General features: G+C 57.7%; 17 protein-coding genes and 3 pseudogenes. 3 read left to right on the forward strand and 17 right to left on the reverse strand.

The window, feature by feature from the left end:
* Positions 1-516: 516 nt before the first annotated feature.
* The 6 genes and pseudogenes from ACUVSA_RS09665 to lexA all read right to left on the reverse strand — a co-directional run bounded on the left by ACUVSA_RS09665 (position 517) and on the right by lexA (position 4,667).
* Positions 517-1,560: a two-component system sensor histidine kinase NtrB gene (locus tag ACUVSA_RS09665; RefSeq protein ID WP_445894654.1), complete on the reverse strand. Its 1,044-nt coding sequence runs from the start codon at positions 1,558-1,560 to the stop codon at positions 517-519.
* Between the two features lie 53 nt (positions 1,561-1,613).
* Positions 1,614-1,865: a helix-turn-helix domain-containing protein gene (locus tag ACUVSA_RS09670; protein ID WP_445894655.1), complete on the reverse strand. Its 252-nt coding sequence runs from the start codon at positions 1,863-1,865 to the stop codon at positions 1,614-1,616.
* 90 nt (positions 1,866-1,955) lie between these two features.
* Positions 1,956-2,129: a hypothetical protein gene (locus tag ACUVSA_RS09675; protein ID WP_445894722.1), complete on the reverse strand. Its 174-nt coding sequence runs from the start codon at positions 2,127-2,129 to the stop codon at positions 1,956-1,958.
* Between the two features lie 41 nt (positions 2,130-2,170).
* Positions 2,171-3,268 (reverse strand): annotated as a pseudogene (locus ACUVSA_RS09680) (sigma-54-dependent transcriptional regulator); the annotation flags it as partial.
* Positions 3,269-3,523: 255 nt separating this feature from the next.
* Entirely contained in the window at positions 3,524-3,862 is a 339-nt protein-coding gene (locus ACUVSA_RS09685) for a DUF5320 domain-containing protein (RefSeq protein ID WP_445894656.1), read from the reverse strand.
* A 187-nt stretch (positions 3,863-4,049) separates the two neighbouring features.
* Positions 4,050-4,667 carry a transcriptional repressor LexA gene (gene lexA / locus ACUVSA_RS09690; protein WP_445892324.1) on the reverse strand — a complete coding sequence of 206 codons (618 nt, stop codon included), beginning with the start codon at positions 4,665-4,667 and terminating at the stop codon, positions 4,050-4,052.
* A gap of 199 nt (positions 4,668-4,866) precedes the next feature.
* Between lexA and ACUVSA_RS09695 the strand changes: the two genes are divergently transcribed.
* Positions 4,867-5,835 (forward strand): YheT family hydrolase, encoded by a 969-nt coding sequence (locus ACUVSA_RS09695; protein ID WP_445894657.1) that lies wholly within the window; start codon positions 4,867-4,869, stop codon positions 5,833-5,835.
* Here ACUVSA_RS09695 and lpdA read toward each other — a convergent pair.
* The 10 genes and pseudogenes from lpdA to dnaK form a co-directional block, all read right to left on the reverse strand.
* The gene (lpdA, locus tag ACUVSA_RS09700; RefSeq protein ID WP_445894658.1) at positions 5,814-7,241 is read right to left on the reverse strand and encodes a dihydrolipoyl dehydrogenase; all 1,428 of its coding nucleotides are present in this window, start codon (positions 7,239-7,241) and stop codon (positions 5,814-5,816) included. The genes ACUVSA_RS09695 and lpdA overlap by 22 nt on opposite strands.
* A gap of 27 nt (positions 7,242-7,268) precedes the next feature.
* Positions 7,269-8,663, reverse strand: a pseudogene (gene odhB / locus ACUVSA_RS09705) (2-oxoglutarate dehydrogenase complex dihydrolipoyllysine-residue succinyltransferase).
* Positions 8,664-8,715: 52 nt separating this feature from the next.
* A pseudogene (locus tag ACUVSA_RS09710) lies at positions 8,716-9,989 on the reverse strand (hypothetical protein).
* Positions 9,989-10,705 carry a thiamine pyrophosphate-dependent enzyme gene (locus ACUVSA_RS09715; RefSeq protein WP_445894659.1) on the reverse strand — a complete coding sequence of 239 codons (717 nt, stop codon included), beginning with the start codon at positions 10,703-10,705 and terminating at the stop codon, positions 9,989-9,991. The pseudogene ACUVSA_RS09710 and the gene ACUVSA_RS09715 overlap by 1 nt, the downstream one beginning before the upstream one ends.
* Positions 10,683-11,066 carry a hypothetical protein gene (locus ACUVSA_RS09720; RefSeq protein ID WP_445894660.1) on the reverse strand — a complete coding sequence of 128 codons (384 nt, stop codon included), beginning with the start codon at positions 11,064-11,066 and terminating at the stop codon, positions 10,683-10,685. The genes ACUVSA_RS09715 and ACUVSA_RS09720 overlap by 23 nt, the downstream gene beginning before the upstream one ends.
* 264 nt (positions 11,067-11,330) lie before the next feature.
* The gene (locus tag ACUVSA_RS09725) at positions 11,331-11,447 is read right to left on the reverse strand and encodes a 2-oxoglutarate dehydrogenase E1 subunit family protein (RefSeq protein ID WP_445894661.1); all 117 of its coding nucleotides are present in this window, start codon (positions 11,445-11,447) and stop codon (positions 11,331-11,333) included.
* Between the two features lie 243 nt (positions 11,448-11,690).
* Positions 11,691-14,321: an ATP-dependent chaperone ClpB gene (clpB, locus tag ACUVSA_RS09730; protein ID WP_445894662.1), complete on the reverse strand. Its 2,631-nt coding sequence runs from the start codon at positions 14,319-14,321 to the stop codon at positions 11,691-11,693.
* A 23-nt stretch (positions 14,322-14,344) separates the two neighbouring features.
* Positions 14,345-14,698: a chaperone modulator CbpM gene (locus tag ACUVSA_RS09735; protein WP_445892330.1), complete on the reverse strand. Its 354-nt coding sequence runs from the start codon at positions 14,696-14,698 to the stop codon at positions 14,345-14,347.
* A gap of 104 nt (positions 14,699-14,802) precedes the next feature.
* Positions 14,803-15,777, reverse strand: a complete 975-nt coding sequence (locus ACUVSA_RS09740) for a DnaJ C-terminal domain-containing protein (RefSeq protein ID WP_445894663.1) — start codon at positions 15,775-15,777, stop codon at positions 14,803-14,805.
* Positions 15,778-15,951: 174 nt separating this feature from the next.
* Positions 15,952-17,829, reverse strand: a complete 1,878-nt coding sequence (dnaK, locus tag ACUVSA_RS09745; RefSeq protein WP_445894664.1) for a molecular chaperone DnaK — start codon at positions 17,827-17,829, stop codon at positions 15,952-15,954.
* Positions 17,830-18,074: 245 nt separating this feature from the next.
* Between dnaK and ACUVSA_RS09750 the strand changes: the two genes are divergently transcribed.
* Together ACUVSA_RS09750 and ACUVSA_RS09755 are read left to right on the forward strand one after the other, a co-directional pair.
* Entirely contained in the window at positions 18,075-18,767 is a 693-nt protein-coding gene (locus tag ACUVSA_RS09750) for a TIGR04211 family SH3 domain-containing protein (protein WP_445892333.1), read from the forward strand.
* 366 nt (positions 18,768-19,133) lie between these two features.
* A complete protein-coding gene (locus ACUVSA_RS09755; protein WP_445894665.1) occupies positions 19,134-19,739 on the forward strand; it encodes a hypothetical protein in 606 nt (201 codons plus the stop codon).
* Between the two features lie 11 nt (positions 19,740-19,750).
* On the opposite strand, the gene ACUVSA_RS09760 is transcribed toward ACUVSA_RS09755, so the two are convergent.
* Positions 19,751-20,743: a hypothetical protein gene (locus ACUVSA_RS09760; RefSeq protein WP_445894666.1), complete on the reverse strand. Its 993-nt coding sequence runs from the start codon at positions 20,741-20,743 to the stop codon at positions 19,751-19,753.
* Positions 20,744-21,014 lie beyond the last annotated feature (271 nt).

A 21,014-nucleotide genomic window follows, 5' to 3' on the forward strand; every position in this document is an offset into this window, starting at 1 on the left:
TGGAAAAATCCCGAAAATTGTACCCCTTCTGCTTCTTTTCCTTCTCTTCGGCCATTTTTGTCCTCCGTTGCCTTCACGACGACACGCCGTGCACCATTAACCATATGGGTTCCCATCGCGTCCGCCCTACATCGGTGTGCCCTTCCACCACACCGCAAAGCACTTCTTGATCTAACAAACTCTATGCCAGACCCCAAATCCCAACGGGGGGACAGCGTGCATCGCGGTCCGCACATTCCCGGACGCGCAGGAGCGCGTCCCTTCGAAGCCAGGAGTACGCTCACCACATTCGCCTTCAAAAGACAGCGTCCCCGCTGTTCGCGTCATTCGAAGAGACCGGCTCTTGCGGACCCAAGTATCGGCGGACAGCACAAAGGCTCTCTCTTCAGAAAAAGTAGGCGGTACCGCACTCCTTTCAAACATCAATCCCTGGTGGCCTTTCCCGAGTCTGCTATTTTGGAAATGAACCTTTCCAGAATGGAAGCCTTTCGGTGCCCGGCCTTCATTATGGAATGTTCAGCGGGGCAGGATGATGCGAAAGGTGGTTTGCACGTGGGGAAGACTTGAGACGCTGATGCGGCCCCCATGAGCCTCAACAATGTCCTTGCACACAGCAAGGCCCAGGCCGGTTCTTGAGGAACGTCGCGTGAAGAAAGGTTTGAACACATGGACCATATCCCCGGACGGAATGCCCGGGCCGTTGTCTCGCACGAGGATTTCCAGCCCCTCCGGAGTGGACCGGGCTTCCAGGCGCAGTTCGCCTTTTCCAGAAAGGGCTTGGAGCGCGTTTTGGCCCAAATTCAGAAGGACCTCTTTGATCAAGTCGGCATCCATGGGGAAGGGATCCATGTTCGAGGCGCCATGGACATGAATGCGCACATCACCGCGCAGCACCGCGTCGGTAGCCAGCACTCGGCCGACATCTTCCAAGAGAGGCTGCACAGGTGTGAGCCGTTTTTCGGGAAGGCGGCCTCGAGCATACCTGAGAAACTCCGAAAGCTTTCTTTCCAGTCTCTGGGTTTCGTTGCCAATGAGTTCAAGAATCACGGTCCTTTGATCGGAATCCGTGGAGGCCTTTTCCAGGAGTTTCACGCCGCTGAGGATCGCGCCTAGGGGCGTGCGCAGTTCGTGCGCCAGTCCGGCGGCGATTTCTCCCAGAAAGGACAGGCGTTCCTGACGAAAGAGGACCTGGGCTTGCTCTCGAACTTTGGCTTCCAGGGATCGCGCCTGTTCCTGCAGCGCGGCCTCCAAGGCCTTGCGCTGCGAAATGTCGCGCATGATATGCAGCCGAAAGATGCTGCCATCAGGCCCGTGCAGTGGAGAAACCGACACCTCGTAGACTCGGCCGTCGGCGGGGCAGACCCACTCTCGGCGCCGCTCCGGCTCAAAAGAACTCATGCCATGCTGACATTCATCGCATGTTTGGGGATCATGCCCGAAAAACGCGTAACACAAGGCGCCTTCGCCCTCTCCCATGTCGCGTCGCAAGGACCAGTTCATGAATCGAATGCGATAGTCCCGATCGACTACGTAGATGCGGTCTTCCATGCTGTCCAGCATGGCCAGAAGGCTTTGGGTATTCAGCGAAAGGCTGTCACAGCGTTGGGGGTTTTTTATGTTTCACGACCGTATCTTTTGAGCTTTCGCCAGAGCGTGTTGGTACCGATGCCGAGGATTTCGGCAGCTTTGGTCTTGTTGTGGCCGCATTGGGCAAGCACCCAGAGGATGTGACGCCGCTCCACCTCAGCCAGGGAAAGATCGGAGGCGTTGTGGCGCATCGGCGCGCTTTCCTGCCTTGGCGTGTTGCTTGTACCCGGGAACATGCCGGCGTTCTGCGCGTCAAGAATTTTCGAGTCCGGCGGCATGCCGTCCGAAGATTTTTTGAAATCACGGGGCGGGCTGTGCCCGGGTGAGGGATTCAAAGATAGTCTGAATGTTTCTTCCAGCGGCTCCAGTTAAAGCGCCGGCGCATCGATGGTCTCGGATCGGGAAAAAATGAGCACACGTTCCAGGGCGTTTTCCAATTCTCGAACATTTCCGGGCCACGGATAGTCCAAAAGCTTCTGGCTCGCTTCAGGGGTTAGGGTCGGCATTTTCCTTCCCATGCGCCGGCTTAGGCGTTCCAGCACGGCGCGGGCCAAAGGCAGAATATCTTTCCGCCTTTCCCTCAACGGCGGCAAGACAATGGGCACCACGTGAATGCGATAATAAAGGTCCGGACGAAACCGTCCTTCACGCACAAGCTGGGCCACATTTTGATTGCTGGCGGCAATGAGGCGGACATCCACCGAGGTTTCCTTCACGGAACCCACGCGACGAATGGTGCCTTCCTGAAGGGTTCTCAATAGCTTGATTTGAAAGGCTGGAGAAATCTCTCCCACCTCGTCCAGAAAAAGCGTCCCTCCGTCGCCGGCTTCAAAAAGGCCCTTTTGGCCTGGTGTGCTCCGGTAAAGGCGCCGCGCACATGGCCGAAGAGCTCGGTTTCCAGCAATGTTTCCGGCACAGCGCCGCAGTTGATGCCCACAAACGGCCCTGAAGCCCGTCGGCTGCGGTGGTGGATCCACTTGGCCATGAGTTCCTTTCCAGTGCCGCTTTCCCCCTCAATCAAAACCGGCGCATCACTTTGCGCCACATCGTCCAAGCGCTCCATCACCGCCCGCATGGCGGGACTTTCCGCCACGATGCGATTTAAACCGGCCTCTTCGGCAAAACGCTGCGTCAGATGATCCACCTGACGGCGCAATCGGCGCCGATCCAAGGCTTTGCGCAAAATGCGCACCAGTAGTTCGGGATCCACGGGCTTGCTCAGATAGTCATAGGCGCCGCGCTTCATGGCCTCCACCGCGCTTTCGACCGAACCATAGCCGGTGATGACCACCGTTTCAGCATCAGGGCGCAATGCCTGCACGTCGGCCAGCACTTCCAGGCCACTGCCTTCACCCAGGCGAAGATCTGTCACCACCGCGTCAAAGGCTTCTTCACGAAGGGCACGGCGCGCCTCTTGGCGCCCGGAAGCCGCCACCACCGCAAAGCCCTCCCGTTCCAAATAGAGGCTTTGGGTCAGGCGCAAGACCGCATCATCTTCCACAAAAAGAACTTTCGGAAGCCGCATACGCGAGGTTCTCGATCCGCAACATCCATCCATGCCACGGAAAACTTTCCGCCAAACGACTTGTTCCCGTTTTCTTAGCGTGTCATGGTGGCTTTGAAAAGGCTTTGTAGGAAACCAGCGTCCATCTGTCGAAGGGACAGCCTCCTGGGACCTCATGCGACAACACCTTATGTCGGAGCGGCATAAGCCGCGACGCCGGATCGCGCCTCGCGGCGCTCCTACAGAATGCAATGAAAGCGGCCCCCAAAAGCCATTCTCGGACAGGCTCCTGGCCGTCCGCAAATGTGCGGAACGGCAGGAGCCTGTCGCTCCATTGGGTCATGCGGGCCTGCGCCACCGCGAAGGGGAGGCGTATCCACACAAGCTCCCAGGTTTACCCGAGCTCAACCAGTTCCATGGGAGGTTATGGGCTTAAGCCTGAGACTCTTTTTCCAGTTCGGCCATTTGTTTTCTGGCCGACTCCAAGGCCTCCTCCAGATGGGCCGTATACCCATGAAGCCACCGCAGCTGCTCCTCCCGCGTCCACGGGCGCACCATGAACGGAACCCATCCCCAGCCGAGACCGCCTCGGCCCCACGCGGCCCGAAGGCCCCAACCTCGCCCTACGCCGCATCCCCAGCGACCTCGACCAAAGCCGAAACCGCTTAGAACAGCGCGCCCCATCGCTCCACTCGCTGGGGCGCACCAGCCCATGCCTCTTCCCGTTCGAGGCCCCGCGCCCCAAGGTCCTGTTCCATCACGTGCCGGCATCAGTTCTCCTCCTTTCCGTTAAAAAATTGTTTTGTTTTCCTAAAAGAAGGCAAAGTTCGTGCCTCAAGTCGTAAACCCGCATGCGCGCTCGAGGTGCGGCGGACCATGTGTTTGCGGCTGGAATTCCCGTGCCGGCTTTTCGGTGCAAGCTGCCCCCAAAGCCCATGGAAACCGGGATCACATTGCGTCACAGCCCCAAGCGATGCCGATAATGGCGCACCAAACCTACCACCACGCCAATGATTTCCACCTCCTTGGCGGCCACCACCATGGGACTCATGGCGCTGTTGGCCGGACGCAGTTCCACCACAGGCCCCTGAAGAAAAAATCTTTTGACCGTGGCTTCCCCGTGAACCAAGGCCACCACCGTTTGGCCGTTTTCGGCGGTGGGCTGCTTTTTTACGATGAGGATGTCACCTTCCCGAATGCCTTCTTCGACCATGGAATCCCCGCGAACCCTCAGCGCGAAATGTTCTCCTCCCGCCAAAAGGCTTTCGGGAACATCCACCGTCTCCGGCACCTCCACCGCCTCCACGGGCTTTCCGGCAGCCACAATGCCCAGGAAAGGAATGGACGCTCCCGCCGCCCGAAGCTCACCAAGCTCCAAAGCGCGCTTTCGGTTTTTGCCCAGACTTCGCACCATGCCGCGTTCTTCCAGTTGTTTCAAGTGCTTGTAGACGGCATTGAGGGATCGAAACCCTAAATGCTTTCGAATCTCTTCGTAAGACGGCGCATGCCCGTGCAGGGCGATGTAGGTGCGCAAAAAATCATGAACCCTCTTCTGAGCCGGTGTCAGTTGCATCATTGGGTCTCCTTATCCTCCTTAAAATCTGCAACGACACTTTATCCTAAAGTGAATAAAAAGTGAAAGTCAAGGGGAAGCAGGCCGCGCTCTGCTTCCGTTCCGGTCCTTTCCTTGTCTCCTGCGGGGACGTGGTGTATGGAAAGGCCTTGTTTAACGAAGCTGGTCTTTTCACCACGCGATGCCTTAAAGGTGGGGTTATATGGTACTGCCGTGTTCTTATCAATCACTGAGGATCTTTCGAAATCCTCACGTGCACATGGTTGTGGCCAATCAGCTGCGGTATGTCTCGGGCGTTCGGTATCGGCGCACAAGGCTCGAGACCCCCGACGGGGACTTTTTGGATCTGGACTTCTCGTGCCAAGGGTTTCGGCGCATTGCCGTGATCGTTCACGGATTGGAGGGGCATTCCCACCGCCCTTATGTGCTGGGCATGGTGCGCGCCCTGCAGCGGGCGGGGTGGGATGCTTGTGCTGTGAACCTTCGAGGATGCAGCGGAGAACCCAATCGAAAGCCGTGGTTTTACCATAGCGGCATGACAGAGGATCTGGAAACAGTGTTGCGCCACCTGGTGCGCTTGAGCCGCTATGAGTCGGTGGCCTTGGTGGGGTTTGGTCTTGGGGGTAACTTGGTATTGAAATATCTGGGCGAACGCGGCCTGGACCTCTCCCCCTGCGTTCAAGCCGCCGTGACTTTTGCCGTGCCCTGCGATCTTGCAGGTGCGGCCCGAAAAATCTCTGAACCTCAAAACCGCCTGTATTTGAAACGCTTTTTGAAAATGCTTCGCCAAAAAATCGAGGCCAAAGCGCGGCTTTTTCCCGATCGGCTAAACACCGACGGCTATGAAGCGATTCGAACCCTTGAAGACCTCGACAACCGCTACACGGCTCCGCTGCACGGCTTTCAACACGCGCAGGACTATTATGCTCGAGCCTCCTGCAACCCCTTTTCGGAAAGGATCGCCGTGCCGACCCTTCTGATCAATGCTTTGGATGATCCGTTTCTGAGCCCTTCCTGTTTTGCGTATCGCGAAGCGTTCAGAAATCCGCACCTTATCCTGGAAACCCCCGACCACGGAAGTCATGTAGGATTTGTTGACGTGCCGCACCGTGGTGCCTTGTGGTCGGAAAGGCGTGCCGTGGCTTTTCTTCAGGATCCACTCATGCCGTAGATGGCGCAGGCTGAAGCCACTCGAGCAGCTTCCTGCAACGCTTCGGCAAAGGTGGGATGGCCGTGCATGATGCGGCCCACATCCGTCGCCGTGGCGCCGTATTGCATGGCCAGCACGCCCTCGGCGATCATGTCCGAAGCCCGGGGACCGAGAATGTGCACGCCCAGAATGCGGCCGGATGCCGCGTGGGACAGCACCTTGACAAAGCCTTCCGTTTCCCCCATGCATCGAGCTCGACCGGCGCCGGCAAAAGGATAAGTGCCCACACAATAGGGTACCTGCAGGGCCTTGAGTTCTTCTTCGGTTTTTCCCACCATGGCCACTTCAGGCCAGGTGTAAATGATGGCGGGAACAGCGTCGTAATTCACTTCGCTTTCCATGCCGGATATGCCTTCCACGCAGGCGATGGCTTCCGCGGACGCTTTATGCGCCAGTGCCGGGCCGGCGATGAGATCCCCGATGGCATACACTCGAGGCACGTTGGTCTGGTAGCGGGTGTTCACCAGAATGTGGCCCGTTTGGGGATGTGTGGTCACCCCCACCTCTTCCAAACCCAGCCCTGCCGTTAGGGGTCTGCGCCCCACGGCCACCAAAAGACGGTCGAAAACCAGGTCCTCTTCCCCTTCTTTGGTCTGTACCCGTACGACCACCTCTTCGCCTTCCACAGAAGCTCTCAGGACTCGACTCTCCAGCAAAAAACGAAAACGGCGCTGGCGCAAAATGCGCTCCAGAGCTCGAGACACCTGCCCATCCAGCAACGCCGCAAGGCGCGGAAGTATTTCGATAACGGTGACTTCAGACCCCAATCGGTTCCACACAGAGCCCAGTTCCAAGCCGATGTAGCCGCCCCCGACAATGCCCAATCTTTGGGGAACCTGGGAAAAGGCCAGAGCCTCGGTGGACGTCACGATGAAGCGCCCGTCATAGGGGATATGTGGAATGGCCATCGGCACACTGCCCGTCGCCAGCAGGACGGATTCTGCATAAACGTCCATGGGACCGTCTTGGGCATCATGGAGGGTCACCGCTACTTGATGCGGCGTCACCAGACGTCCTGTGCCACGGATCACCGTGACTCCGTGGCGATCCAGAAGCTGGCGCACATTTTCCGTCAGCTCCTGCACCACGTTGTCTTTTCTCGCCATCATGGCGGCCAGATCCAGGCTCAAACCTTCCAGCCGAAGGCCATGCTCGGAAAAGCGTCGCCGAGCCGCCTCGTAAAGTTCACTGGAATCCAGAAGCGCTTTGCTGGGAATACAGCCCACATTCAAACACACACCACCCAGGCGCGCCTCTTTTTCCACGCACACCGTTTTCAGGCCCAATTGGGCTGCGCGCACGCAGGCCACATAGCCTCCAGGGCCGGAACCGATCACACAGAGGTCAAATCGATGTTCCCCTGCCATTTTTCTTCTCCGTCAAACCCTCGAGGTTCAAATGCCCACCAAAAGCCGTTCCGGATCCTCAATACATTCTTTGATGCGTCTGAGAAACGTCACAGCTTCCCGGCCGTCGATGATACGATGGTCGTAACTCAAGGCCACGTACATCATGGGCCGAATGACCACCTGGCCGTCCAGGACGATGGGCCGGTCTTCAATCTTGTGCAAGCCCAGAATGGCGCTTTGGGGCGGATTAAGAATGGGGGTGCTGAGCAAAGATCCAAAGATGCCGCCGTTGGTGATGGTAAAGGTGCCTCCTTCAAGATCGCGCAGCTGCAGACGATTTTCTTGAATTTTTTGAACAAAATCATCAATGGTCTTTTCGATCTCAGCAAAGCTCAAAAGGTCCGCGTATCGAATGACAGGAACCATCAGGCCGCGTTCCGCGCCCACAGCAATGCCCATGTGCACATGGGCGTTGTAGACCATGTCTTCTCCGTCGATGAAAGCGTTTACCTGGGGAATTTCTTGAAGCGCCTAAACGCAGGCCTTAACGAAAAAGCTCATAAACCCCAAAGACACGCCGTGCTTTTTCTTGAACGCGTCCTTGAACCGCCGCCGAAACTCCACGACACGGCTCATGTCCACTTCGTTAAAGGTGGTGAGCATGGCCGTGGCCTGCTTGGCGTGCCGCAGCCTTTCCGCAATGCGTTTGCGAAGGGGACTCATGGGTTTTCGGGTCTGTTCCGGCATCGCCGGCTCAGCAGCTTTGACGGGTGGTCGCGCCCTTTCTTCAAATGAAACGACGGGCGGCACCGGCGCTGTTTGGGACAGCCCTGTGGGCGCTGATTTTTCCCCTGAAACTGAAACGGGCGGGAAAGGCGTCGACACCGCCCGCCCTTGGGATTCCACAAACAGCAGAACATCGCCCCTGGTGATCTTTCCGTCGGGGCCTGTTCCCTTCACCCGTTCCACATCCACCCCCATGTGCAAAGCCAGTCGAGCCGCAGAGGGAAAAGCCTTTTCCGACTCGACAACCGCATGAGTTCGTGCTTCTCGGGAAGGTTCTTGAGCCGCTTCCAATATCGGGGCTTTTTCGGTTGCCGGTTCTTGGAACGGCAATGGTGTGGGCTTCGGTTCGCGTGAAGGCGGGGCATGGGGTTCACGCACAGGAGCCGGTGTGGGTGGTGGAGGTGGTTCTTCGGAAAGCGTCTCGGCAAGGAGTCGCCCGACGACACTCCCTATGTGCACCTTTTCGCCCGCAGGCACCAGAATCTCCACAACACCGTCCGCTTCCGCAGGAACTTCGAGGGTCACCTTGTCTGTTTCCAGAACAAAGAGCACCGTGCCCTTGCTGACACGTTGGCCCGACGTGACAAACCATTCCGCCAGGACCGCTTCTTGAACGGATTCTCCCACTCCCGGAATGACAATATTGAGGTGCATGAGCGACTCCTTGGTTCGAAATGCTGCTAATGTCTTTCAATGGGCGCAGGGTTTACGGGTTTTGAAAGGCCGCGGCCACCAAAGCCTCCTGCTCTTCCTTGTGACGGCGATGAAATCCCGTGGCGGGACTTGCCGAGGGCGGCCTTCCCACATAAGTGGGCTTCTCTCCAAGAAGCTTTTCAAGCCGTGGACAGACAAAAGCCCAAGCACCCATGTTTCGCGGTTCTTCCTGCACCCACACCCAGCGCCGCACGGAACCATACCTGCCAAAGAAAGCATCGAGTTTTTTTCTGGAAAGGGATAAATTTCTTCCAGGCGCAACAGCACGACGTCGTCGCGTTGCGCCTTTTCTCGAAAGGCGGCCAGTTCGTAGTAGACCTTGCCCGTGCACAGAAGGCCGTAAGAGGCCGAAAGAGGTGCCTGTGGATCCTGCAAGACCGGCTCGAAACGGCCGTTCACAAACTCGTTCAAGTCGGAAACGGCTTTGGGGTGCCGAAGGAGGCTTTTGGGCGTCATGACCACCAAGGGTTTCTTGATCGGATCCAGGGCTTGGCGGCGCAGAAGGTGAAAGAACTGGGCCGGTGTGGTGGGTTGGCAGACCCGTAGGTTCTCTTGGGCACTCAACTGCAGGTACCTTTCCAACCGAGCGCTGGAATGTTCCGGTCCCATGCCTTCATAGCCGTGCGGCAACAGCAGCACCAGGGCGCTGGGCAGCTTCCACTTGGCTTCCGCGGCACTGATGTACTGATCGATGATGGTTTGCGCATTGTTGGCAAAATCCCCGAACTGGGCTTCCCAAAGCACCACAGTGGCCGGGTCGCGCAACGAATACCCATATTCAAAGCCCAAAACCGCGTATTCGGACAAGCTGCTGTTGACCACCACAAAGGGCGCCTGGTCGGGTGCGAGGTGGCAAAGCGGCACATAGGTTTTTTTGGTGCGCACCTCGTACAAAATGGCATGTCGATGGCTGAACGTGCCCCGGCCGCAGTCTTGGCCGCTGAGACGCACGGGATGGCCGTCCAAAAGAAGCGATCCTATGGCAAGAAGTTCCCCGGCCGACCAATCCAGGTCCTTGCCTGATTCCACTTTTTCCCGACGCTTGTCCAAAATCTTTTCCAGCTTAGGATTCACTTGAAAATCTGTAGGATAGGTATGTGCCGCTCGAGCCACATTAAGCAGCCGTTCCGAGGCCACTCCCGTTCGAATCACGTCAGGGTCGAGCTCTTCGGTTTTCGAGGTGGTCTTCCACGTTTCCAACAGAAAGTCTTGGGCGAGCACACACCCGGCATCGCGGGCGTCCTTCAGGGCGCTTTCCAGGCTCATCAGGGTCTTCTTGTCCAATTCCTGCACTGATCCGCCGAAACAACCCCTTCCTTTTGAAGCCGGGCACCGTAAAGTTCATTCACCGGAGGGCGCTGACGAATTTTTTCGACCATAGTAGGCTGCGTGTAATAGGGTTCATCGCCTTCGTTATGCCCATATCGGCGATAGCACACCAGGTCGATGATGACATCCTTGCCGTAGCGGTACCGGTAATCGCAGGCCATCTGGATGACATGCAGAGCCGCCTCCGGGTCTTCCCCGTGCACGTGAAAGATGGGCACCAATAGCATCTTGGCCACATCGGTGGCATAGCGCGTCGAACGCCCTTCCTCAGGCACGGTGGTGAAACCGATCTGGTTGTTGATGACCAGATGGATGGTCCCTCCGGTGCGGTATCCGGCCAGTTGGGACAGATTGAGCGTTTCGTACACGAGCCCTTGGCCGGCGAAGGCCGCGTCCCCATGGAGGAGTACAGGTAAGATTTGGTACGGACCCTGATTGCCACGGGCATCTTGCAGCGCTCTGGCCAGGCCTTCCACCACGGGGTTTACGGATTCCAGATGGCTGGGGTTGGGAAGAAGAAGGGTTCGCACTCTTTTGAGACTGCCGTCGGCGACATCCACCCATCCCATGAAGCCTTTGTGATACTTCACATCGCCGCTTCCCGTTTCCGATTCCGTGTCACAGCTTTCTTCAAATTCCGACAGCCGCAGCACTTTTTCCCAGAACGTTCACCTGCACGTTGAGGCGGCCTCGATGGGCCATGCCCAAAACCAGCGTGTCGCACCCTAGAGCGGCTGCATGGCGAATCAGCCCGTCCAACATGGGCACCACGGTTTCCGCTCCCTCCAGAGAAAACCGTTTCTGGCCCAGATACGTTTTGTGCAAGAACTGCTCAAAGCGGTTGGCTTGCCATAGCTTTTCCAAAATGCGCCGGCGCTCTTCGCGAGAAAGGTGTGGATGGTTGCGGGTGGATTCCATACGCTCCTGAAGCCATTGCCGTTCTTCAGGGTTCCACAGGTGCATGAATTCCACGCCCACCGAACCGCAATAGGTTTCCTTCAACAGAGCTAACACATCGCGCAGGGGGGGCCTTGTCCCACAGGCTGATTTCCGGTGTAAGAAAAACACGGTCCAGGTCCGAAGTCTCCAACCCGCACGCTTCCAGTGTGAGCCAAGGATGGTCCAGGGGACAGGGTTCTAAAGGATCCACGCAAGACAGAAGGTGGCCCAGGTCACGATACCGGCGTATGAGATCCGATACCCGCGCCGCACGAAGAAGGTCTTGAGGGTCGGCCGCCGCGCCGGCAGGCGCCATGACCGAGGCCCCCGCCCCCCAGTTCAAAGCCCTGAAAAAAACCATCGCCAGTCTTCGGTCACACTCATGGGGTTCGCTTTCCAACGCTCGTACTGCTCTTCCATGTAGGCCGCGTTGGAAGCCAAAGAGAGCTCTTTCATGGCCAGTCCTTTGCGTCCAGGTGCCTGAGCCGCAACTCATTCAAACCCTCTGAAGGCTTGTCCGAGAATGGTTTCGGCACCTTCCTTCGGTTCGATGCTGAAGAAGCGGTGCAAGCCACAAACCCGGAACGGCACGGGTTCCGTGGCCGTCCGGGTGCATGGGGCGCTCGCGCCTTTCGGCGTTCCTACAGAAGGGAACAAAAACGGTCCCGAGGCGCCAATCTCCAACAAGCCTCTCGAGGTTTACGCGGCGTCGGCGTTCAGCGCATTGACGTGCGTCACGTTCAAGCGGCCGTCTAGGACGTCCACATGAATCGTCGCCCCTTCCAGAATATCGCCCGCAATGAGCGATCGACCAATGCGTGTTTCCAACTCCCTTTGCAGAAGCCTTTTCAAAGGCCGCGCACCGTAGACAGGATCGTAGCCGGATCGGGCAAGCCATTCGCGGGCCGCCTCGCTGATTTCCAGCCGTATGCGACGATCCTTGAGGCGCCACTCCAGGTCCTTGGTGAGCAGCCCCACAATACTCTTCACCTCATCCAGAGTCAGCGGTTTGAACAGAACGATGTCATCCACACGGTTCAGGAATTCGGGCCGAAAATGGCGGCGCAGATCCGCCATGACCTTCTCCCGGGCGTGTTCCTTGATTTCCCCACGGTCGGTCACACCGTCCAGAAGATATTGGGATCCGATATTGCTGGTCATGATGATGACCGTGTTCTTGAAATCCACCGTGCGGCCCTGGGCGTCCGTCAGGCGTCCGTCATCGAGAATCTGAAGGAGCACGTTAAAGACGTCGTGGTGTGCCTTTTCGATTTCATCGAAAAGGATCACACTGTAGGGTTTGCGGCGCACGGCTTCCGTCAACTGGCCACCCTCTTCGTAACCCACATAGCCCGGAGGCGCTCCGATGAGACGCGACACCGTGTGTTTTTCCATGTACTCGCTCATATCAATGCGAACCAGGTTGTCTTCCGAATCAAAAAGGGCTTCCGCCAGAGTTTTCGCCAGTTCCGTTTTGCCCACGCCCGTAGGGCCCAGAAAAATGAAGGAACCAATGGGACGTCGCGGATCCTTGATGCCGGAACGGGCCCGCAACACCGCATCCGCCACCAACTGCACCGCCTCATCCTGACCCACCACGCGGCGGTGCAGCACCTCGTCCAGTTTCAACAATTTTTCCCGTTCCCCTTCCACCAATCGGGCCACCGGAATGCCGGTCCATCGGGAAACAATTTCCGCGATCTCTTCCTCGGTCACTTCCTCCCGCAACAGTCGGTTGCCCCCCTGTTGCGCGCTCAACCGGTCTTCTTCCGCCTTGAGCTGCCGTTCCAGTTCGGGCAATCGCCCGTGCTTCAGTTCCGCCGCTCGGTTGAGGTCGTACTGGCGTTCGGCGATCTCGATCTGGTGGCGGACCTTCTCGATTTCTTCCCGAAGCCCTTGAACTTTCTTAATGGCTTCCTTCTCCGCTTCCCACTGCGCCCTCATGGCATTGGCCTTGTCCCGCAGCTCAGCCAGTTCCTTGCGAAGGTTTTCCAACCGCTCCTGGCTGGCCTTATCCCGTTCCTTTTTCAGAGCAGCTTCCTCGATTTCCAACTGCATCACACGGCGCGTCACTTCATCCAGTTCCGCGGGCATGGAATCGATTTCCGTGCGAATCATGGCACAGGCTTCGTCCACCAAATCGATGGCTTTATCGGGAAGAAACCTGTCGGAAATGTAGCGGTTGGACAAGACGGCCGCGGCCACTAAAGCACTGTCTTGAATTTTGACGCCGTGGTGGACTTCGAAACGTTCCCTGAGCCCACGCAGAATGGAGATGGTATCTTCCACCGACGGCTGATCCACCAGGACAGGTTGAAAACGGCGTTCCAGCGCCGCATCCTTTTCGATGTACTTACGGTATTCATCCAGCGTGGTGGCCCCAATGCAGTGCAGTTCACCGCGGGCCAGCATGGGTTTGAGCATGTTGCCGGCGTCCATGGCGCCTTCCGCCTTGCCAGCCCCGACGATATTGTGCAGTTCGTCAATGAAGAGCAAAATGCGGCCTTCCGATTCCTTGATTTCCTGCAACACGGCCTTTAAACGCTCTTCGAACTCCCCGCGATACTTGGCTCCGGCCACCAGCGCACCCAGATCCAAGGCGTAAATGGTTTTGTCTTTGAGTCCCTCGGGAACATCGCCGCGCACGATACGGTGGGCCAGCCCTTCCACGATGGCCGTTTTCCCCACGCCGGGCTCCCCGATAAGCACCGGATTGTTCTTGGTTTTTCGGCTAAGAATTCGAATGACCCGCCGAATTTCACTGTCCCGGCCGATGACGGGATCCAGTTTGCCGCTGCGCGCCTCCTGCACCAGATCCCGGCCGTACTTCTGCAAAGCCTCATAGGTGCCTTCCGGAGCCGCCGAGGTCACGCGTTGGTGGCCCCGCACCGCCGTCAAGGCTTTCAACACCGCGTCTCGAGTCACTCCGTGTTTTTGCAGCACCCTGCACGCAGGTGTCGTGGCTCCTTCCTCAACGAAAGCCAACAGCAGGTGCTCTACGGAAACATATTCGTCCTTGAGATGCAGTGCCTCCTCCTGCGCCTTGACCAAAATTTTATTGAGCCCCTGAGTGATGTAGACCTTGCCTGGTTCCGCCCCGGGGCCGCTCACCCGAGGTTTCCTTTCCAGTTCCCGGACCAGATCTTCCTGCAGCGCGCTCAAAGACACATCCATTCTCTTAAGCAGCCGCGGCACCAAACCTTCGGATTGTTCCAAAAGCGCCGCAAGGAGGTGTTCCCCGTCCACCTCCACATGCCCGTATTTGACGGCTTTATTTTGCGCCGATTGCAAAGCTTCCTGAGATTTTATGGTGAATTTATTGAGATCCATAGCTTTTTCTCCTCGCTCTCTATCTATGGCCGTTTGGCCATGTGGCCGACCAGCACCCTTTCCAGTTCTTGCACGCGCGATTCCAGAATCTCGATGCGGCGCATCAGATCCAGAACCATACCGATGCCCACGTAATTGATGCCGAGATCCCGACGCAGCCTCAAAATCTTGTGCACCACTCCCACGGCCGAGCGGTCAAAAAGGCTGGGCACTCCGGCCTCTTCTTCCAAGGGATCCAAAAGCCCTAAGTGCACAAACCGGATGATCAGGTCCGGGTGCACACCGCACAATGATGCCAGATCGGCCAAACGAAGTCCCCAAAGGTGCTCACGGCGGAGCATGGTTCTGCGCACGATGCCGTAGCGTCCTTCCGTCATGACGCCAGCCTCCTCATTTCATGACGGCCCTTTGCCTTTGCACATCCTGGAGCGCTTCCCAAGTGCGCACGGTTTCCCTACCGCGGCGGTCTTCGAAAAAAACCTCACGACCGAGGATGAAAAGTGGAAACGTCCCGGAGTTTTTCAAACAACGCTTTTTCGTCTCGAGTCAGTTTCTTCGGCACCACGATCTTTAACACCGCATACAGATCCCCCGCTGTGCCCTTAGGATTGGGCATGCCCTTGCCGCGCAGCCGGAACTTTTGCCCCGACTGGGATCCTGAGGGAACCTTTAAAGAAAACGTGCCCCCCAGGGTCGTCACCGAAACCTCGGCACCCAAGGCCGCCTCCCACGGAGCCACGGGGAGATCCATATAAAGATCTCGTCCTTCCAACCGGTACACCGGATGGGGTTCGATCTCCACCTCCAGGTACAGATCCCCCGGAGGACCACCGCTGATCCCTTCATAACCCTGGCCACTTAAGCGGATCTTTTGGCCCGGCAAAATCCCCTTGGGTATTTTCACCTCAAAACTCTTGACCTCGGGACGCACCGTGCCATCGATGGCTGTGGTCATTCCCTGCAAAGTGATGGTCTTGGCGGCGCCATGGAAAGCGTCTTCCAGAGTGATGCGCAACGTGGCGTGACGGTCCGCTCCCGGCTGACGCCAAGCGGCTCCGGGCCGACTCCGCCCCGCGGCCTGCGCTCGACGAAACCCTTGACCGCCAAAAAGCATTTCAAAAAAGTCGCTGAAATCCCCGCTGCCGGACCAGAAGAAGTCCTGCTGGCCGGGGCCGGTGCCGAAATCGAAGTGCACATCCCATCCCGGAGGCGGTCGAAAATCCTGACCCGCGCGCCAATGGCTTCCCAACTGGTCGTATTTGGCGCGCTTTTCCGGATCCTTGAGAACCTCATAGGCCTCGTTGATTTCCTTGAACTTTTCCTCGGCCCCCGGCTCCTTGTTCACATCCGGGTGGTATTTGCGCGCCAGTTTTCGGTAGGCTCTTTGAATCTCTTCCTGACCCGCATTTCGAGAGACCCCGAGCACTTCGTAGTAATCTCGAAACTTGACCGCCATGCAATGTCACCTCGATTTTTTCATGAATTTTTCAGCAGCGCCCAATCCGGGCCAAGACCCTCCGTACTTTCTTCTTCTTTACCATTGCCGAAGAAAAAAAACTCAAAAAAGGGGCGCACCCTCGTGCGCCCCGCACCCCTTGCCCCAACCAGAGGCTCAACAGCCCGGGCGATGTCACTTCAGGGTGAACTCGGCGTCGATGACGTCGTCATTCTTGGCCCCCCGAGATTCACGAGGCGCCGATCCGGCCTGCTGATACGCCGTAGCAGCCACGCCATGCAGGGCCTGTTGCAGATCGCCCGCTAGAGCTTGATAACGCTCCTTGGACGTTGTCTCGTCCGCGACAGCCTTTCGAGCCTCTTCCACAAGCGCTTCGCATCGTGCCTTCTCGTGCACCGGCACCTTCTCGGCCAGATCTTTGAGTGTGCGTTCCAGTTGGTAGACCAGAGAGTCTACGTGATTGCGAGCGTCCACGGTTTCCCGGCGCCGGCGGTCTTCGGCGGCGTGTACCTGGGCGTCCCGCACCATGCGCTCCACTTCACTCTTGTCCAGGTTGGTGGAATCGGAAATGGTCACTTTTTGTACTTTTCCCGTCTCTTCGTCACGAGCCGTCACATTGAGAATGCCGTTGGCATCGATGTCAAAGGTCACCTTGATCTGCGGCACGCCGCGCGGCGCAGGTCGAATCCCATTCAGGCGAAACCGGCCGAGCACGCGGTTGTCTCGAGCCATCTCCCGTTCCCCCTGAAGCACCACGATATCCACCGCCGTCTGGTTGTCTTCCGCTGTGGAAAAGATTTCTTCACGGCGGCACGGAATGGTGGTGTTGCGCTCAATGAGCTTGGTCATGACGCCGCCCAAGGTTTCCACACCCAGGGACAGGGGCGTCACATCCAGCAGAAGCACATCGTCCACATCGCCTTTGATGATTCCAGCCTGAATCGCGGCGCCGACGGCCACCACTTCATCCGGATTCACACTCATGTTGGGCTGCTTGCCCCCGGTCAGCCGCTTGACCAATTCCTGGACCGCCGGAATGCGTGTGGATCCCCCCACGAGAACCACTTCGTCGATGTCAGCGGCGGTGAGCTTGGCATCCGCCAGGGCTTGTTTCACCGGCCCCATGCACCGTTCCACCAAGTCCTGCGTCAGGGCCTCGAACTTGGCCCGGGTCAGCTTCTTCACCAAATGCTTCGGTCCCGTGGCATCCGCCGTGATAAACGGCAGGTTGATCTCCGATTCCACCGTGGACGACAGCTCACACTTGGCCTTTTCCGCCGCTTCGTAAAGCCGTTGCAGGGATTGGCGATCCCTTCGCAGATCAATGCCCGTTTCCTTCTGAAATTCGTCGGCCAACCAATCCACGATGCGCTTGTCAAAGTCATCGCCGCCCAGATGGGTGTCCCCGGCGGTGGCCTGCACTTCACAGACGCCGTCGCCCACGTCCAAAATGGACACATCAAAGGTGCCGCCACCCAGGTCAAAGACCAGAATGGTTTCGTTTTTCTTCTTTTCCAGCCCGTAGGCCAAGGCGGCCGCCGTGGGTTCGTTGATGATGCGAAGCACCTTCAAGCCCGCGATCTCTCCCGCCTGTTTGGTGGCTTGACGCTGGGCATCGTTGAAATAGGCCGGAACCGTGATCACCGCCTCGGTGACCTTTTCGCCCAAATACTTGGAAGCATCGTCCACGAGTTTTCGCAAAACCTGCGCGGACACTTCCTCCGGGGCCACCAATTTGCCTCGAATATCAAAACGAACCGCATCGTTGGGGCCTTTGACCACCTTGTAGGAAACGACTTTGGATTCCTCCACCACTTCATCCCAACGGCGCCCAATAAAGCGTTTGGCGGACGCCACCGTCGCCAGAGGGTTCAGGATCGCTTGACGACGCGCCACCTGCCCTACCAGCCTTTGGCCGTCTTCCAAGTACGCCACTACCGAAGGGGTCGTGCGAGACCCTTCGGCGTTGGGGATCACCGTGGCCTTGCCGTTTTCCCAGACAGCCACCACCGAATTGGTGGTGCCAAGATCAATGCCGACTGCTTTCGCCATAGACTTTAACCTCCACACCTGTAAAATCATGCTATAATGTCATGCAATTTCCATGAGATGAGCTCATTTCCAAATTTAATCATCAACGGTGCGGGCGCCAGTAGGGGAGAACAATTTCGTCACTTTTTGCTCCCTTTAAGGCAGCTTGTCGTCTTTTTCTTGCCGAACCCTTTGGCGTCCCTCTATAGTGACACCGTCGCAAACGGCTTCCGCATGGCAATGTGCCACAGACCAAAGGGGGAAGAGTGTTGCGGAATCATCGCGTGACGTTCCTATGGATGATCGCTCTGGCCTTGGGCCTGATTTTCCGGACGGCGGTGTGGGCGGCTTATGTGACGGACACCTTTGAGATCACATTGCGCAGCGGGCCAAGCACATCCCACAAGGTCCTGGCCATGTTGCGTTCCGGCCAAGCGGTTGAGGTGCTCCAGAAAAACGATGCGGGTTGGGCTTTGGTGCGCGTTCTGGACGGGCCGGTCAAGGACAAAGAAGGATGGGTGATCAGCCGTTACCTCATGGAACGCGTGCCGTGGGAAAAGCAAGCCACTCAGCTGCGCCAAGAAAACACGGCCATCAAGACCTCATTGACCGAATCCGATTCCCAGTGGCTGCGGTATCAGACACGGGAAAAGGAGCTGACCGAAACCCTGGAAAAGACCTCGCGAGAACTGGAAGCCCTCAAAAAAGAACATCAGGCGCTTCGTGAAGGGGCCGCCGATTATTTGAAGCTGAAGGAAGAATTCGACCAAATGCAGGAGGCGCTAGCCCAAAGCCAAGCCTTGGCCAAGAGGCTGGCTCAGGAAAATGAGAGCCTTCGGTTTTCCCAGAACATCCGATGGTTTGTGGCAGGAGCTCTGGTGCTCCTGTGCGGCTGGCTCATCGGTGTTGTCATGGGACGCCAACGCCGAAAGAAGAGCGGCGGCCTGCACTTTTCTTAAGTCTTTCGGAAAACCACGCAGCGTTCCTTGATTTTCCTTCCTGCACCTTGATCCTTACCCGCTCCATGATGCATAATGCTAAAGAACCCGATCGCCTTTGGCGACCCGGGTCAAAGCCGAAGACGTCCAGTCCGTCATTTCCTTTTTCCCAAGCACCACCCCAGTGAGGTCCGTGGACCGGAATGCGGCAGCAAGGCCTTGTTCTTGCCCACGGCAATGTTTTCATGAAAGCCTGCAAGGCCGGTCCCGAACCGCTGGGAAAGGCTTTTGGCGGAAGCTCCTTTTGCCGATGACTGGAGTAAGGAAGGACGCGGACCCCAAAAACCTTGGGAAAAGTCTTCAAGGGAATCCGGCAAGGAGGTGGGCATGACCATGTTGGAAACCCGTAGTCTTCTGGAATACTTCAAGGATGCCGTGGAAAAAGCGTCTCAGGACCTGGACGTTGAAATCTCGCAACTGGCCCAATTTTACCTGGTGGATCTGCTGTCCCGATACGCCCACGCGGCACCGCTGCAGGAACCCGAGTGGGGGGAAAGGGACAAATCTTTTGCCCAAGCCCTTTTGGAAAGCTACGGCGTTTCCAGCGGAAAGCGGGCTCGCATCCTTAGGCAAATCGGGGACACAACCCTTTTTGTTTCAGGGTTCTTTTCCGACAGTTTCCAACGGCGCCTTGTGGACATCGACTACTATGCCGCCATCGGCAGCACTGCGTACCGATCCCTGGAATCGCTGCTGGCTGCCCGCATTGTGGACTGGGGCTTCGAGGGGGTCTTTCAAGAGCTCAGTGAGAAGTTTCTCCGCTTAGTGGATTTGTTGGCCGAAATCGGGGACACGTCGGGTCGGCAGCACGCCGGAGGCATTCTGAGGATTTACGAACGATGGCTCAAAACCAAGAGCCCTCGGGATCGAAGGTTGCTTCGGCAAATGGGCATCATGCCCATCGACGAATCGTCACCGGACCTTCTCCATTGACGGCCGATAGCTCACGACCGGTCTTGAAGCACAGCGTGCTCCAGCTTCTTCAGTCGCTCCTGCAGCTCGTGAAAGTGCCTGGCCAGGGTCTTAAGAATCACCAGAGTGTCGGCGCTGTGCAGGGGCATGCGGGAAAGAAGCTGGTCGTAAAAGAGGCCGTCCAGGCGTGAGAGGTAGAGGCTTTCCAAGCGCGACAACAACCCGGAACCCAAGCCGAAGGCCAGCGTGGCGCCCACGCTGTGCACCAAGGCCAAAAGGCTGGCCAAGCCCTCCACGGCGCTGCTCGAGGCATCCTGCGAGCCGTTCAGGACAGGCTGAAGCCACAGGTAAAACGCCCAGGCGGATTGCACAAAGCCCAAAAGGGGGAGAGCTCGGCTGAGGGAGCGAAAAGCGTCCCAGGACGATGACACAAGATGCCAGTCCAGCCCTTCCAGCCGCTGCTCTCGATGGACCATTTCATCAGAAGAGGGCGTGCCGCGGCCGTCAAAAACCAACAACAGGCGCAGCCGCTTGTGGGCTAAGGAAAAAAGAGACCAGGGCAGGCGGCCGGCATCCCGGGCCAGGGCCAAGAGCGGAAGAGTTTGCGTCGCATCGTCCACTAACCAGCCGGCATGTCCTGCATTTTTTCCCGATCCGTCGATCGGCACATGCCTTTTGAGCGCGCGAGCCACCAGAAACGTTCCCCAGACCTGCACAAGGAGCCATAGGGTTCGGAGCACCAGGCATGCTCCCAAGACGCCGAAGAGATAAAAAATCAACGGTCCCAGAAGGCCTTGGTCAGCCCAGGGGGCGCTCAGCCAAAAATCTATCCCTTGCAAGACTTCGTGAGGTTTCGCTGACGCATGTGGCACAGAAGGACTGAAAGCCGAGCGCACTTGAGCGGAGACCGGAAATGCCGCGGCAAGGCTCATGAGCAGGAAGCAAAACCACCACAGCCTTTGGGTGGATTCGTAGCGTCGAATGCCGTATTCCATGGATGCCCCCTCGAAAGGATCTCGCTCCACGAATACGGCATGATCCCCGGCTAAGGCAACGACAATCTCGAAGGACTTCAGAACCGCACGTCCGACGTGAAAGCGCCGCGGGCTCACGGCTTGCCGGAAGCCGCCCAAGAATGACGATCTTGGTCCACTGCGGCCGCAGATCAGGCGACTATGGCTGGACTAAGGCATCGCGTCCTCGGAGCCGCGGACGGCCGGAAGGCCGTCCCTTCGAAAGCGTGGGCGCGGAAATCCTCGATCCGTCCCCCAAGCCCCTCGAATAGCCTCTCCCCGC

Source organism: Desulfosoma sp., from assembly GCF_052743555.1.